The sequence below is a fragment of the Rhizobium sp. RCC_161_2 genome (assembly GCF_041355235.1).
In the GTDB taxonomy this organism is placed as follows: domain Bacteria; phylum Pseudomonadota; class Alphaproteobacteria; order Rhizobiales; family Rhizobiaceae; genus Rhizobium.
The window spans coordinates 1-14,804 of record NZ_JBFUPL010000015.1 but is presented as its reverse complement, the minus strand read 5'-3'; the positions used below and the strand labels follow the sequence as shown (position 1 = coordinate 14,804).

11 protein-coding genes and 1 pseudogene are annotated in these 14,804 nt (G+C 60.4%); 10 read left to right on the top strand and 2 right to left on the bottom strand.

The features are described from left to right. Positions 1 to 4: 4 nt before the first annotated feature. From AB6803_RS28270 to AB6803_RS28245, 6 genes are read left to right on the top strand one after another with little or no spacing between them, the layout of a single operon-like run. Positions 5 to 760: an ABC transporter ATP-binding protein gene (locus AB6803_RS28270; protein ID WP_371112016.1), complete on the top strand. Its 756-nt coding sequence runs from the start codon at positions 5 to 7 to the stop codon at positions 758 to 760. Next, a complete protein-coding gene (locus AB6803_RS28265) occupies positions 757 to 1,488 on the top strand; it encodes an ABC transporter ATP-binding protein (protein ID WP_371112015.1) in 732 nt (243 codons plus the stop codon). Before AB6803_RS28270 ends, AB6803_RS28265 begins: the two co-directional genes overlap by 4 nt. After that, on the top strand, positions 1,485 to 2,384 hold the full coding sequence (locus AB6803_RS28260; protein ID WP_371112014.1) for a branched-chain amino acid ABC transporter permease: 900 nt from the start codon (positions 1,485 to 1,487) through the stop codon (positions 2,382 to 2,384). Before AB6803_RS28265 ends, AB6803_RS28260 begins: the two co-directional genes overlap by 4 nt. Continuing rightward, positions 2,381 to 3,400, top strand: coding sequence for a branched-chain amino acid ABC transporter permease (locus AB6803_RS28255; protein ID WP_371112013.1), 1,020 nt, complete (start codon positions 2,381 to 2,383; stop codon positions 3,398 to 3,400). The genes AB6803_RS28260 and AB6803_RS28255 overlap by 4 nt, the downstream gene beginning before the upstream one ends. Before the next feature lie 42 nt (positions 3,401 to 3,442). Beyond that, a complete protein-coding gene (locus AB6803_RS28250) occupies positions 3,443 to 4,228 on the top strand; it encodes a coniferyl-alcohol dehydrogenase (RefSeq protein WP_371112012.1) in 786 nt (261 codons plus the stop codon). Between the two features lie 25 nt (positions 4,229 to 4,253). Further along, positions 4,254 to 5,699 carry an aldehyde dehydrogenase gene (locus tag AB6803_RS28245; RefSeq protein WP_371112011.1) on the top strand — a complete coding sequence of 482 codons (1,446 nt, stop codon included), beginning with the start codon at positions 4,254 to 4,256 and terminating at the stop codon, positions 5,697 to 5,699. Between the two features lie 89 nt (positions 5,700 to 5,788). Here AB6803_RS28245 and AB6803_RS28240 read toward each other — a convergent pair. Continuing rightward, a pseudogene (locus AB6803_RS28240) lies at positions 5,789 to 6,618 on the bottom strand (IS5 family transposase). Positions 6,619 to 7,221: 603 nt separating this feature from the next. Here AB6803_RS28240 and AB6803_RS28235 point away from each other — a divergent pair. Next, positions 7,222 to 9,267: an SPFH domain-containing protein gene (locus AB6803_RS28235; RefSeq protein WP_371112010.1), complete on the top strand. Its 2,046-nt coding sequence runs from the start codon at positions 7,222 to 7,224 to the stop codon at positions 9,265 to 9,267. Between the two features lie 336 nt (positions 9,268 to 9,603). Here AB6803_RS28235 and AB6803_RS28230 read toward each other — a convergent pair whose 3' ends face one another. Beyond that, a complete protein-coding gene (locus AB6803_RS28230; RefSeq protein ID WP_371112087.1) occupies positions 9,604 to 10,653 on the bottom strand; it encodes a LacI family DNA-binding transcriptional regulator in 1,050 nt (349 codons plus the stop codon). A 314-nt stretch (positions 10,654 to 10,967) separates the two neighbouring features. Between AB6803_RS28230 and AB6803_RS28225 the strand changes: the two genes are divergently transcribed. The 3 genes from AB6803_RS28225 (at position 10,968) to AB6803_RS28215 (ending at position 14,652) form a co-directional block, all read left to right on the top strand. After that, positions 10,968 to 11,954, top strand: a complete 987-nt coding sequence (locus tag AB6803_RS28225) for a sugar ABC transporter substrate-binding protein (RefSeq protein WP_371112009.1) — start codon at positions 10,968 to 10,970, stop codon at positions 11,952 to 11,954. Between the two features lie 156 nt (positions 11,955 to 12,110). Then, entirely contained in the window at positions 12,111 to 13,646 is a 1,536-nt protein-coding gene (locus AB6803_RS28220; protein ID WP_371112008.1) for a sugar ABC transporter ATP-binding protein, read from the top strand. Beyond that, entirely contained in the window at positions 13,630 to 14,652 is a 1,023-nt protein-coding gene (locus AB6803_RS28215; protein ID WP_371112007.1) for an ABC transporter permease, read from the top strand. Before AB6803_RS28220 ends, AB6803_RS28215 begins: the two co-directional genes overlap by 17 nt. Positions 14,653 to 14,804 lie beyond the last annotated feature (152 nt).

The following is a 14,804-nucleotide window of genomic DNA, read 5'->3' as shown; positions in this document are numbered from 1 at the left end:
CACCGTGCAGCGACGAGATCAAAAGGAGCGGCCGGGCGAAGCCTTTCTCTCGGCTAACGGGATCCACAAGCGCTTCGGTGCGCTTGTGGTTCTCGAAAACCTCGATTTTTCCATGGGTGATGGAGACGCGGTCGGCATCGTCGGGCCTAACGGAGCGGGCAAGACGACGCTGCTCAGCGTGCTTGCCGGTGCCTTTCCGCCAAGTGCCGGGACCGTCACGTTCGACGGCGCTGACGTCACGGCGCTGTCGGCGGCCGATCGCTGCAGGTCGGGACTGGTGCGGACGCATCAGATCCCGAAACCCTTCAGCGGCATGACCACCTTCGAGAATGTCTTCGTTGCCGCCTCGCACAGCGATGCCGCCAGTCGCGACGAGGCCTATGAGCGCGTCGTCGATTCGCTGACGCTATGCGGCATGCTCGGCGTTGCCAATCGCCGAGCCGACACGCTCGGCCTGCTCGACCGGAAACGCCTGGAATTGGCGCGAGCGCTTGCCACCAAGCCGAAACTGATGCTGCTCGACGAGATCGGCGGCGGCCTGACCGACGGCGAGGCCAGCGAGCTGGTGGATACCATCCTCGAATTGCGCCGACGCGGCATCGGCATCATCTGGATCGAGCATATCGTCCACATCCTGCTGCAGGTGGTCGAACGGCTGATCTGCATGGATGCCGGCAAGATCATCGCCGATGGCGAGCCGAAGGCGGTGATGAGCAATGCCGAGGTCGTCAAGGCCTATCTCGGAGGGACGCCGGCATGAGCCTTCTCTCCATCCGCGACCTCGACGTCCGCCACGGCCTGCTGCAGGCGGTGCGCGGCGTCAATTTCGATATCACCGAGGGCGAGGTGCTGGCCCTGGTCGGCGCCAATGGCGCGGGCAAGACGACGCTGCTGCGATCGATTGCCGGCGCCCATCTTCCCGCTGTGGGCCAGGTGTTTCTCGGCGGCCGGGATATAACGACGGTGCCCTCCCACAAGCGGATCGCCATGGGCATCGCTTTGGTACCGGAGGGGCGGCGTCTTTTCTCTCAGATGACCGTCGAGGAAAACCTGCTGCTCGGAAAGACCTCCGGCCGCAAGGGCGACTGGACGATCGAGCGGGTCTTCGATGCCTTCCCGAACCTGAAGCCCCGCCGCCGCGCCAAGACCGGCCACCTCTCCGGTGGCGAGCAGCAGGCGACCGCTATTGGCCGGGCGCTGATGAGCAATCCCGACATTCTCCTTCTCGACGAAGTTTCGCTCGGCCTGTCACCGCTTGTGGTCGATCGCGTCTATGCGCAGCTACAGGCGCTGCTGTCTTCGGGAACCACCATCGTTCTCGTCGAACAGGACCTCGGACGGGCGATGAGCGTCGCCAGCCGCGTCATCTGCATGCTGGAGGGACGTGTCGTCCTCGACAGGCCGGCGGCAGGTGTTACCCGCGACGAAATCACCAAGGCCTATTTCGGGCTGCATCATCGGGCAGACAGCGACAGGAGCGCATCGTGATCAATACCTTGCTCCAGGGGCTGCTGCTCGGCGGCTATTATGCCGTCATCGCCTGCGGCCTGTCCTTCATGTTCTCGGTCATGCGCATCATCAACCTGGCGCATGGCAGCCTGGCGGTTGCGGCGGCCTATGGCCTCTGGCTGCTGGCCTCCAAGTTCGGTATCTCGCCCTTCGCAGGCCTGCTGATCGTCTTGCCCATAATGGCGGCCTTCGGCTGGCTGCTGCAACGTTTCGTTCTCGAGCGCAGCGCTCGCGGCGGCACGCTGTTGCCGATCCTCACCACCTTCGGCCTGTCGATCGTCATCGACAACCTGCTGTTCGAGCAATTCGGCGCGGACACGAGATCGCTGGCGCCCTTTATCGGCAACCTCTCCTACGCGTCCTGGCAATTGCCCGGTCATATCTTCGTCGGCAAGCTCGCTGTGATGATGATGGCAACGGCGATCACCATTCTCGGTGGGCTGCAGTTCTTCCTCAGCCGCTTCGCCCTTGGCCGCGCGATCCGCGCCACGGCGGAAGATCCCGATACGGCAGGTCTCGTCGGCATCGACGCCCGCAGGGTGAATGCGATGGCGACCGCGATCACGATGGTCACCATCGGGATCGCCGGGGCATTCCTCGCCATGCGGGCGACCTTCAGTGCCTATGCGGGCGCGCCGCAACTGCTCTTTGCCTTCGAGGCAGCCGTCATCGGCGGCGCGGGCTCCCTGTGGGGCACGCTGGCTGGCGGCATGGTCCTCGGGCTCGCCCAGTCGCTTGGCGCGCAATTGCATCCGCAGGGCTTTCTGATCGGCGGGCACGTTGTGTTCTTGCTGGTCGTCTTCCTGCGGCTCTTCCGGTCCGGCGTGCCAACCTTCAGCAAAATTCGCGCATTTTTTCTTCGGAGCCCGGCATGACCTTCGCCTCCAACGGCATATCCATCGAGCGCTGGACAAAATCGTCGCGGATGGCGCTCGCCGCCATGGCGCTGGCGCTGGTGATCCTGGCGCTTGCCCCCGCCTTTCTCGGCGCCGGCATGATCGACCGGATGACCGCCCTGTTCATCTACGTGATCCTTGCCGCCATGTGGAACGCACTGGCCGGGTTCGGCGGGCTCGTCTCGGTCGGCCAGCAGGTGTTCTTCGGCCTTGGCGCCTATTTCACCATCCGGCTCGCGGATGCGGGGCTCAATCCCTTCGTTGCGCTGTTTGTCGCCGCGATCGTCACCGGCGCGCTATCGATCCCGCTGTCGCTGTTCATGCTGCGGCTCAAGGGCGGAGAATTTGCTATCGGCATGTGGGTCGTGGCCGAACTCGTCCATCTGCTCGTCAATCTCGACCGCCTCATCCAGGGCGAGACCGGCACATCGCTGATCTCGCTGAACGTCTACGACAGCACCACCCGGCGCGCGACGATTTACTGGCTGGCGCTGGTTGCCATGGCGGCCCTGCTCGGCGCCCTGTTCACGCTGATGCGCAGCCGCGCAGGAGCCGCCATGCAGGCCATCCGTGACAATGAGGACGCGGCAACCTCCGTTGGCGTGCGCGTCATCGCCACCAAAAGGCTGCTCTTCGTTCTTGCCGCCTTCGGCATCGCGGTTGCCGGTGGCCTTTGGCTGGCGACAGCCACCACCTTCCAGCCGAAGACCTATTTCAGCGTCCAATGGACCGCCTACATGATCTTCATGGTTCTGGTCGGCGGCATCGGAAAGTTCGAAGGCGCGATCCTCGGCGCGATCCTGTTCTTCGTCATCGAGACACTCTTCGGCGGAACCGGCGTCTGGTACCTGATCGGCCTCGGCGCAACAGCCGTGCTCTTCTCCCTTTACCTACCGCACGGCCTCTGGGGAGAGATCGAACATCGCTTCGGCCTGCAACTTCTGCCGGTCGGCTACCGGCTGACGCTGCCGGACCTCCTGAAAGACAAACGATAGCGATCGGCGGATTTTCCGATCCCGTCGAGAAAGGTGAAGACTATGCTTTTCGGCAAGACCATTCTGATCACCGGCGTCGCCTCCGGCATTGGCGCACGCACCGCCGAGCTGGCGGGTAACCTGGGTGCTGATGTCATCGGTGTCGACGTGCGCGAACCGCCCCAGGCGCCCTCCTCCTTCATCAGGGGCGACATCTCGACCCCCGCCGGCGTCGCGGAAATCGTCCAGCAATTGCCCAAGCATATCGACGCACTCGCCAATGTCGCGGGCCTCTCGGGCAATACCGGTATTGTTGCAACGCTGGCGGTGAATTTCTATGGGTTGCGCGCCCTGACAGAGGCGGTGGCGCCGCGGCTTCGCGAAGGCGGAGCGGTGGTCAACGTCGCCTCCATCGCCGGCTATGGCTGGCGCGCAAATCTCGAGCGGGCGAAGACACTGACCGCCATAGAGGGTTTTCCGGGTATCGAAAGCCTTGCCGCCAAGCACGGCCTGAAGGATGAGGAAGGCTACCCTCTCTCCAAGGAACTCCTTCTGCTCTGGACGATGCGCGCCGCCCACCAGCCGCTGTTCAAGGAGCACGGCATCCGCGTCAATGCCGTCAGCCCTGGCCCGGTCGAGACACCGATTCTCAGCCAATTCCGTGCGGTCCTCGGCGACGAACGCGTCGACAGCGATATCACCCGCGTCGGCCGCGCCGCAACTGCAGCCGATATCGCGCCAGCCATTCTCTTCCTCTGCTCGGATGGCGCACGCTGGATCAACGGCACCAACCTTGCCACCGACGGCGGCCTCGAGGCCTCCATCAACGCCTCGGTTCTCGGCTTCTAGTTTTCGTTTTCATCAGGAGACAGACATGCATATTTCCCTTCTCATCAACGGCGTGGACTGCGCCGCCGCCAGCGGCCGGACCTATGACCGTATGGATCCCTTCACCGAAGAGCTTGCAACCCGCGCGCCCGCGGCCGGCCTCGATGATGTCACGGCAGCGATCGAGGCTGCGTCGGCGGCCTTTCCCGCGTGGTCGAAGACCGGACCCGGCCAGCGCCGCGCGATCCTGATGAAGGCCGCCGACATCATGGATTCGAAGGTCGGCGAATTCACCCGGCTGATGATCGAGGAGACGGGAGCCACCGCCCCCTGGGCAGGCTTCAATGTGATGCTAGCCGCCAACATCCTGCGCGAGGCCGGCGCGATGACGACGCAGATTTCCGGCGAGATCATTCCCTCGGACAAGCCCGGCACGCTCGCCATGGGCGTTCGCCAGGCAGCCGGCGTCTGCCTTGCAATCGCCCCCTGGAACGCCCCCGTCATCCTCGGCACCCGCGCCGTCGCCATGCCGATTGCCTGTGGCAACACGGTCATCCTCAAGGCATCCGAACAATGCCCGGGCACGCATCGCCTGATCGCGACGGCGCTCGTTGAAGCGGGCCTGCCGGCAGGGGTCATCAATGTCATCACCAATGCACCGGAAGACGCGCCGCAGATCGTGGAAGCGCTGATTGCTCATCCAGCCGTACGTCGCGTCAACTTCACCGGCTCGACCAAGGTCGGCAAGATTATCGCCGAACTCAGCGGCCGGCACCTGAAGCCGGCGCTTCTGGAACTCGGCGGCAAGGCGCCGCTTGTCATTCTCGACGATGCGGATATCGACGGCGCGGTGAATGCCGCAATCTTCGGCGCCTTCATGAACCAGGGCCAGATCTGCATGTCGACGGAACGGATCATCGTCCACCAGGCGATCGCAGACGAATTCGTCGCCAAGCTCGCGGCGCATGCCGCAAAACTTCCGGCGGGCGATCCGCGCGGCCATGTCGTGCTGGGCTCCCTCATCAGCCTCGACGCAGCCAAAAAGATGGAAGCACTGATCGCCGACGCTGAGGCCAAGGGCGCAAAGCTGGTCGCCGGCGGCAAGCGGACCGGCACGGTCGTCGAGGCGACCCTTCTCGACCACGTCACGCCCGCGATGCGCGTCTATGCGGAGGAGTCCTTCGGGCCGGTGAAGCCGATCATCCGCGTGGCGGACGAAGACGAGGCGGTGCACGTCGCCAATGACACCGAATATGGTCTGTCGTCGGCGGTCTTCAGCCGCGATGTTCAGCGGGCGCTCGCTGTCGCAGCCCGCATCGAGACGGGGATCTGCCACATCAACGGCCCGACCCTGAACGACGAAGCGCAGATGCCGTTCGGCGGCGTGAAGGGCAGTGGTTACGGCCGCTTCGGAGGCAAGGCGGCCATCGCCGAATTCACCGACCTGCGCTGGATCACCATCGAAGATTCGGCTCAGCACTATCCGTTCTGAGAAAACAGGCGGCGGGCATCCGAACGCCGCCCAACAGCCTTGGTGCATCGATGGCGGCGTGAACGGATTCCGATCTTCGATGTTGTTGGCTATGCTGTGGCGGCGCAGTAGCGGGCAGATTTCGGGCGTGCGCACGCCAACATGCGATTGAGAGCCGAGCAGCCAAGGCCGACCTCTATCTGTTGCGCTGCGAATGATCGTGCCCTCAGCCGCCCTCCAATGATCGACTTGTATCTACCGATAGCGGTCTCAACGAGGCACCGCTTGCCGTAACCGGTGACGGCCTGCCAATTCATCCGGCCGTCATTGTTGACTGCCGCGACATGCCGGTCCCGCTGGCCGGGAGGTTCCGTATCGGCTCGCTCGACCGCGTTGGCGCGCGGCGGAATGATCACGACAGCACCGGCGCTGTGTTTGTTGACGGCGGCATAAGTCGGCTTGCCGTCATACGCACCATCGGCTGTGAACTGGCTGATTGAGGTGTCGATCTGATCGAGCAGCACCTCCACCTGCGAGGCATCGCCGGTCTCCCGGTCAGTCAGGGCGTGCGCGATGATCTCACCGCTATCGGCATTCAGCGCCAGATGCAGTTTTCGCCAGCTCCGCCGCGATCTGGCGCCGTGCTTTTCCTCCGACCACTGGCCAGCACCGATGCCAGTAAGCCCTCGGTCTGGCGCAGTCGCAGGCCAAACGCCAAGCCCAGCGTCAGAGCGGTCTCGATCGCCAGATCGGAATAGCGCGGCTGGCCACCTCGGGTCACCCGCTTCGGCGCTTGCCAAGACGACAACGCTTCCCCGGTCACCCACAGCGTCAGGCTGCCGCGTCGGCGAAGGCCTGCCTCATATTCCCGCCAATTCGTCACCTTGAACTTCATCTTGCCGATGCGATGGCGGCGGGCTGCGTTATGTTTGAAAGGCATGAAAATGAACAGCCGACTATTTCTATCGCCGTTCCACTAAAGCACCACCGCCAACGATCCGTGCACAAGCGCCATCTTTCGGCCTTCAATAGATTTTTTGCAACAGAGCCCCGAAGTCTACGGCCCATTCCTCAATGAGGAATTACTGGGTTCAGCGCTGGCGCCTGTACGCAATCAACTCGCCGCCTGACCGCCCCACAAATGCTTATGTTCCCCTCGGATCCCGGCACTAACGCTGACGCTTACCGAAACAATCAAGCGCACTAGGTATGATTCAGCAGAATGGAATGCTCGAAATATTGAAATCGTTGGAAATACTTATGCGATTTCCGGATCGGTTATCTTTAAACCTATAGGGGCAATCCCCACGTCATCTTCCGTTATGTCTATCAAGGCTACACCGATGTGAGACCCCTCACGACCACGCTGTCCCTCAGTGGGGACTGGAGACGCGCGGTCATCTTTCCAAACAATGAGCAGCCCCGGCATTCGACGCGCCCTTAGTGCGTCGAGCGCATAGGCGCAATCTCCCCGTTTTATCAACCATACACCAACCGGGCGGCAGTCGGGTGGACGAACCCGTGCGCCTTTAGGAGAGAAAAGATGGAAGCCCTACCCAATCTCAGTTCGATGGAATGGAAGGCGATAGAAATCGCCGTCCCGGTCATCGTGCTGGCAATCCTGTTCCGGTGGAGCGGCATGATCCGCTATATCCCGAACGACAGGCTCGGTATTCTCGAAAAGCTGTGGAGTTTTCGCGGCTCCGTCAAGAACGGCTTCATTGCGCTCAACGGCGAGGCCGGCTTCCAGCCGGAAGTTGTGCGCGGCGGCCTACATTTCTTCATGCCGTTCCAGTATTCGATGCATCGAGCCAATCTCGTGACCATTCCGCAGGGGCAGATCGGCTATGTCTTCGCCCGTGACGGCGGGCCGTTGCCGCCGACACAGACGCTTGCGTCGAATATCGAAGCCGACGACTTCCAGGATGTGCGCGGCTTTCTCATAAAAGGCGGCCAGAAGGGTCCGCAGCGCAAGATCCTGCGCGAGGGCACCTATGCCATCAATCTCGCCCAGTTCATCGTGCTCACCGCGCAATCGACCTATGCCGTCAACCTGAACTCGTCGGAACAAAGTCTGTTTGCCGACATGTCCACGCTGATAACGGAGCGGAATGGCTTCGAACCCGTTCTCATCCATGACGCCGAGGACATGATCGGCATCGTCACCATCCACGATGGTCCGGCGCTGCCGGATGGCGAGATCATTGCGCCGACCGTTGCCAACGACCCGAAGGATCTAAACTTCCACAACAATTTCCAGGATCCGGAGAAGTTTCTCAATGCCGGCGGCTACCGCGGTCGACAGTTGCAGGTGCTCGCCGACGGCAGTTATTTCCTTAATCGCATCTTCGCGACCGTCGAGTTGGTAGAAAAGACCATTATCGGCGTCGGCACCGTTGGCGTCGTCGTCTCCTATAATGGCCGCCATGGCACGGATATATCCGGACAGGCCTACCGTCATGGCGAACTGGTCGAAATGGGCGCCCGTGGTGTCTGGTCGACGCCGCTACTACCAGGCAAATATGCGTTCAATACCTATGCCGGCAATATCGTCATCGTGCCGACCACCAACTTCGTACTCAAATGGACGAAAGAACAGTTCGGCGAACACAGGCTGGACGAGAACCTGTCGGAAGTGTCGCTGATCACCAAGGATGCGTTCGAGCCTGTGCTGCCGCTGTCCGTCGTCGTGCATATCGACTATATGAAGGCGCCACTCGTGGTACAGCGTTTCGGCGACATCAAGCGGCTGGTCGAGCAGACGCTCGATCCGATGGTCTCGGCCTACTTCAAGAATATCGCCCAGACAAAGACGCTGATCCAGCTTTTGCAGGAGCGCAGCGATATCCAGCACAAGTCGGGCGAGGAGATGCGCGAAAAATTCGCCTCCTACAGTCTCGAACTGCAGGAAGTGTTGATCGGTACGCCGCGCGCGGCCAGTGGCCAGAACAGCATAGAGCAGATCCTGATCCAGCTGCGCGAGCGTCAGATCGCGGTCGAAAAGGTCGAGACTTATAAATTGCAGGAGGCAGCCGCCATTCAGGAGCGCACGCTGCGTGAGAAGGAGGCGCTCGCCCAGCAACAGGCCAATATCACCTCGTCCGCGCTCGCCATCGAGATCAGCGAGAACGAGGGCAAAGCGCAACTCGCTCGCACCCGTCAGCAGGCGGAAACCATTCAGGTCACGGCCAAGGCAGAAGCCGAGAAAGTGCGCCTCGCCGGCCTGGGCGAGGCCGACCGGATCAAGGCTATCGCGCTTGCCGATGCCGAACGCATCAAGGCGACCGGTTTTGCAGATGCCGAGAAGGTGCGCGCCGTCGGTCTGGCGGAAGCCGAGGCGACCGAGAAAAAGGTCGCGGCCTTCGGCGGGCCAGATTATCAGCTCCACTCGCAGGTCCTCATGCGCTTCGCCGAGGCGATCGAGAACGGCAGGCTGCCACTCGTGCCGCAGATCCAGGTCGGCGGAGCCGGTGTTGAGAAGGGTGCCGCCAATGGCCTTGTGGAAATGATGCTGTCGATGCTGGTCGCCGACCGGCTTGGGTCGCGAGGTTCGCCGGCTGCCGTGCCCGCACCGGTCGAGCAGCATTGATTGTGGATGGGCCGGTTATGCCGGCCCATTTTGCATCCGGTCTATAGATGCGGATGCCGTTATTAGCAGGCGTGCGAACGAAAACGAAATGGTCGCCCGGCGCAGGATCAGAGTTCCGGGTATCGCCTAGACTGCTGGTATATCGACATCAAGGCGTCGGCCTTGTGACATTCGCATCAATGTCGAAATGGAGCAGCCTGCTTGGGGATGTCATGTCTGGACGGCACCCGTTTGACGATGTGAATTTGGCCGGTGTTTGAGCTTCGCGGGGCGGGTGCAGTCATGACATCACCACTGCGATTGCTGCACCAATGCCCGCAAGCGTCAGAAATCGCACTAGTTACGATAAGGCGGCCGCGCGACTATGCCAGAATCATAATCGGGTTGAGGGGCGGCGGTTGTTTCGCCCTCCGAAAGCTCGCAGGCGAATAAGATCGGCTGGTCGACGCTTGGTGCGGGCCGCTCATTCAACAGGACCGCTACGGCTGCTGCCGCGATTTTTTGGATCGGCTGCTTCATCGTCGTCAGGCGCGGGATTGTCATGCTGGAAAGCGGGATGCCGTCGAATCCTGCAATGGAAAGGGCTGCAGGTACGGGGATTCCCAGATCATATGCCGCCCGCATGCAACCGATCGCCTGCTGGTCGGAGCTCGCAAATATCGCGGTCGGGCGCTCGTTGCGCGCACGCGCGAGGAGATAATTTCCTGCGGAACGACCACTTTCATAGTCGAAGGCGGCCTCGGCAATCAGCGGTGACCCGGCATTTTGCACGCTGTCGCCGGCCTGCTCCATCGCGTCCAGATAGCCCTTGAAGCGATCATTGGCGGGGACCGAATGTTTCGGGCCAGAAATGAAACCGATGCGGCGATGACCGAGTTTCAAGAGATATTCGACGCCCAGCCGGACCCCGTTGCGGTGATCGGCGGCTATGCCTGAATATCCGGGCATAAGACGGTCGATGACGACGATCGGCAGCCCTTTCGGCAGTTTCAACGTATGGAAATCGTTGCTGGGAACGAGGATAATGCCATCCACCTTTCGGCTGGTCAGTTGCCTGATCCGGTCTGCCTCCTTCGCTGCATGATCGAAGGATGTCATGACGATGATGTTGTAACCGTGATTTGCGGCGGCTTGCTCGGCAGATTGGACGAGTTCCGAAAAGAAGGGATTGGTCAGATCCGGTATGATAATGCCTATCAAGCGACTGACTTTGCTGCGCATGCTTCTTGCAGATGGGTCGGGCATATAGCCAAGTTCATTGATGATGCCGTTAACGCGAGCCCTCAGTTCCTGCGTGACGGAGGGGTGGTCATTCAAAACTCTCGAAACCGTCCCGGTAGAAACTTCTGCAAGCTTGGCGACGTCTCGAATTCCGACCTTTGGCATAACAGAAACATATGTCCTTTTCTTCATCGTCACCGACCCGGAAAGGTGCCTGACTGTGGCTCTCAGCTGGTGGTCTCTACTGCCCTAGTCGAAGCGCCGCATCTTCAATTTGGTTGCCGACACATTGGGACAAGGAAACGGTTCATCACGCATACTGCAGCAAGTGCCATAAATTGCAATCCATACTGGTTTTTGTGTTATTTTCGGCGCCTTGACAATGCCTGGGAGCGTTGCTACCCAATAGGCGTGGAAACGGTTCATTGTCGTTGACAACTCAGGTGGAGCTGAGCCCAGGACCGTTCGGGAGGAGAAAAATGTCCAATTCCAAGAAGCATGAATCCGTCTTGATCAACGCACCTCGCCGTGCGGCGCTGAAGCTCGGTCTTGCCGGTACGCTGGTGCTTGCATTGTCTTGCGGCGTGTCGCCCGCCTTCGCGGCCAGCAAGCCCAAGGTCGGCCTGATCATGAAATCCTTGTCCAATGAGTTCTTCAAACAAATGAAGGCCGGGGCCGACAAATATGCGGCTGAGAACAAAGACAAGTTCGACTTCAAGGCCGTTGGCATGAAGGACGAACGTGACTTCGCTTCGCAGGTCGATGCCGTCGAAAACTTCGTGACGCAGAAATACGACATCATCGTTGTTGCGCCTGCCGATTCAAAGGCGATGGCCACGCCGCTTGCAAAGGCCGTGAAAGCCGGCGTTAAGGTTATCAACATCGACGTGCCGCTGGATGCTGATGCCAAGAAGGCAGCCGGTATCGACCTTGCTTTCTTCGGACCTGACAACACCGAGGGCGCCAAGCTTGCGGGCGATGCTCTTGCCAAGGATCTGGGGCCGGGCGCCAAGGTCGTGATCCTCGAAGGCAATCCTGAGGCCGACAATGCCAAGGAGCGCAAGGTAGGCTTCATGGACTCCATCAAGAGTGGCAAGCTCGAGCTTCTCGACAGCAAGACCGCGCATTGGGAGACGGAAGAAGCCAACACCGTCATGACGAATTTCCTGACCAAATATAAGGATATTCAGGGCGTCATGGCTGCAAACGACTCCATGGCTCTCGGCGTGGTCAAGGCTCTGGATGCGTCCGGGCAGAGTGGCAAGATCAAGGTCGTCGGCTTCGATAATATTCCGTCCGTCAAGCCGTTGATCAAGGACGGCAAGATGCTTGCCACCGTCGAGCAATATGGTGCCGAGATGGCGGCCTTGGGCATCAAGTATGGCCTTCGCGAATATGCCGGCGAAAAATTCTCCGGCTGGGTCAAGACGGACGTCACGCTCGTCACTGCCAAGGACATCAAGTAGTCCTGCTTCGGCTTCGAGGGTAAAGGAAGCGCCGGCTGCGGCCGGCGCTATCCTCCACCCAGCGGCTGATCGTTGATGCCTCCGGATAAGGCCGTTTCTGCGCTTTGCCGGTGCGTGCAGCGCGGAAGAGTAGCCGTCTCCAATTCGAAATAGAACATGCACGAGGTGGACGTGTCAGGCACGGCAGATGACTTCATCCTGAAGCTGGAAGGAATAGGCAAGCGCTTCCCCGGCGTCGTTGCGCTCAGGGATGTTTCCATTCGGATCGGCCGCGGCAAGGGGCACGTTCTTCTCGGCGAGAACGGTGCTGGAAAATCCACCCTGATCAATCTGCTCGGAGGTGTGTTCAAGCCAGACGACGGCCGTATCCTGTTTGACGGCGAAACCTATAGTCCAACGTCGCCTCTGGAGGCTTTCAAAGCGGGTATCCGCGTCATCCATCAGGAACTGCATCCTCTTTCCAATCTCACGGTTGCCGAAAACCTGCTCTTTGAGCATCTGCCTCGCCGATACGGCCTGGTGAACTACAAGGAAATGAATGGCAGAGCGGCAGAGCTCCTGGCGGAGGTTGGTCTTGACGTGGCGCCGACGACACTTGCCAGCCGCTTGAGTGTGGCACAGCTGCAGCTGCTCGAGATCGCCAAGGCGCTCTGCTACGAAAGCAAGCTTCTGGTTCTCGACGAACCGACGGCGACCTTGACCTCCAAGGAGGTCGATCGCCTCTTCGAAATTCTGAAACGGCTAAAGGCGCGGGGCGTCACGACGCTTTACATCTCCCATAGGCTCGAGGAGGTCTTCGAGGTCGGCGACGATGTCACTATCCTGCGCGACGGCCAGCATGTGATCACGCGGCCGCTCGCCGGATTGAGTATTCCGCAGATCGTTGAACTGATGGTCGGGCGGACGCTGTCGGACCACAACGCGTTTCGTGGCGATAGCGTCGTCTCCGGGGAGGCGCTCGGCGTCTCCGGCTTGAAGGTGACACGAAGCAGCCCGGACCTGTCATTTTCCGTCGCCAAGGGCGAAATCGTCGGCATAGCGGGCCTCGTTGGCAGCGGTCGAACGGAGGCGGTTCGCGCCATATTCGGCGCCGATGCCAAGGCTGCCGGCGAAATTCGCATCAATGGCGAGCCGGTCGAGATCAATTCGCCGAAAGATGCCGTTGCGGCAGGGCTGTGCCTGGCAACCGAAGACCGCAAGATGCAGGGCTTGATGCTCGACATGAGCTGCGCCGAAAACACCACCATCACGGATATCGGCAAGATCTCCCGCAACGGTTTGATCATGCGAAAGACGGAGGATGATCATTCACAGCGTCTTGTGCGCGAACTCCGTATCAAGACCCCCTCGATCCGTCAGGCCGTTAGAACCTTTTCCGGGGGCAATCAGCAAAAGGTGGTGATTGCTAAATGGCTGTTCCGTGGCCCCAAGGTGCTGATTTTCGATGAACCGACCCGCGGTATCGACGTGGGTGCGAAGGCCGAGATCTATGAACTCCTGTCGAAATTTGCCGCTGAAGGCAAAGGCGTTCTGGTCGTGTCGTCCGATCTGCCGGAGCTCATCAGCATCTGCCATCGCATCATCGTGTTGTCGGATGGCAAGATAGCCGGCGAAGTATCTCGGGAAGAATTCGAAGAGGGCAAGATCCTCTCACTTGCTTACAAGGAGTACAGTCGTGTCCGAGAACGTTGAAAACAAGACCGAGGCAAAAGAGAGCAGCGTCTGGGACAAGCTCATCCGGATTTCGATGAAGGAAGCGGGCGTTGCCATCGCTCTCGTTCTGATCCTGATATTCTTCTCGGTGACGGCACCCTATTTCGCGACGCCAGAAAACTTTCTGAAGATCTTCGTGCAAATTGCGATCAACACCGTGCTTGCTTCGGGCATGACCTTCGTCATTCTCGTGGGCGGGATTGACCTTTCAGTCGGCTCGCTGCTTGCCCTTTGCACGGTCATTGGCGCGACGATCATGGTCGATCCGAGATTCTCCCCCTGGCAGGCGATCGTGCTCGCATCACTCGCCTCGATGGGTACCGGTGCCGTTCTTGGGGCGGTCAACGGATGGGTCTGCGAGAAGTGGAAGCTCCCGTCCTTCATCGTCACGCTTGGCATGTTGAACGTCGCAAGCGGCCTGGCACGCGTCGTCAGCGATAACTCCACCATCACCGGCCTGCCACAGCCCTTCGTCGATTTCGGCAACCTGATCTTCTGGGACATACTCCCGTCGATCTTTCTCATTGCGATGGTCGTTGTCCTCATCGGCTGGTTCGTGCTGCGCTACACAGTGTTCGGCCGCTTCGTTTTCGCGGTCGGCACGAATGAAGAGGCGGTGCGGCTGTCGGGGCATGAGCCAAAAAAGATCAAAATTGCAGTCTTCACGATCTCCGGACTGACGGCAGGCATTGCAGCCATGGTTTACCTGCTTCGCCTCAATGTTGGCAGCCCGGTCGCAGGTATCGGCTATGAGCTGAATGCCATCGCTGCCGTCATTATCGGCGGCACCAGCCTTTCGGGCGGCAAGGGCTCGATTGTCGGAACGCTGGTGGGCGCGTGCATCCTGCAGGTGCTGTCCACGGGCTTGCAGCTCTTGGGCGCCGACGACAACATCAAGCCGATCGTCATCGGCGCCGTCATCGTGCTGGCAGTCATTCTCGACAGTTATCGAGGCCGGTTAATGCGAATGCTCGAGACGCGGTAATTTTGCAACGCAGCGCCAACGCCATATGAAGCCATTGCCGAACTACTGGCCGCCTATTGCGATGATGGTGGTCTTCATCGGGCATCGTCGACTTAACGGAATGTGGAATTCGATGTGTGAAGAAGGTTTATGACAGACCGTGATCCACTCGA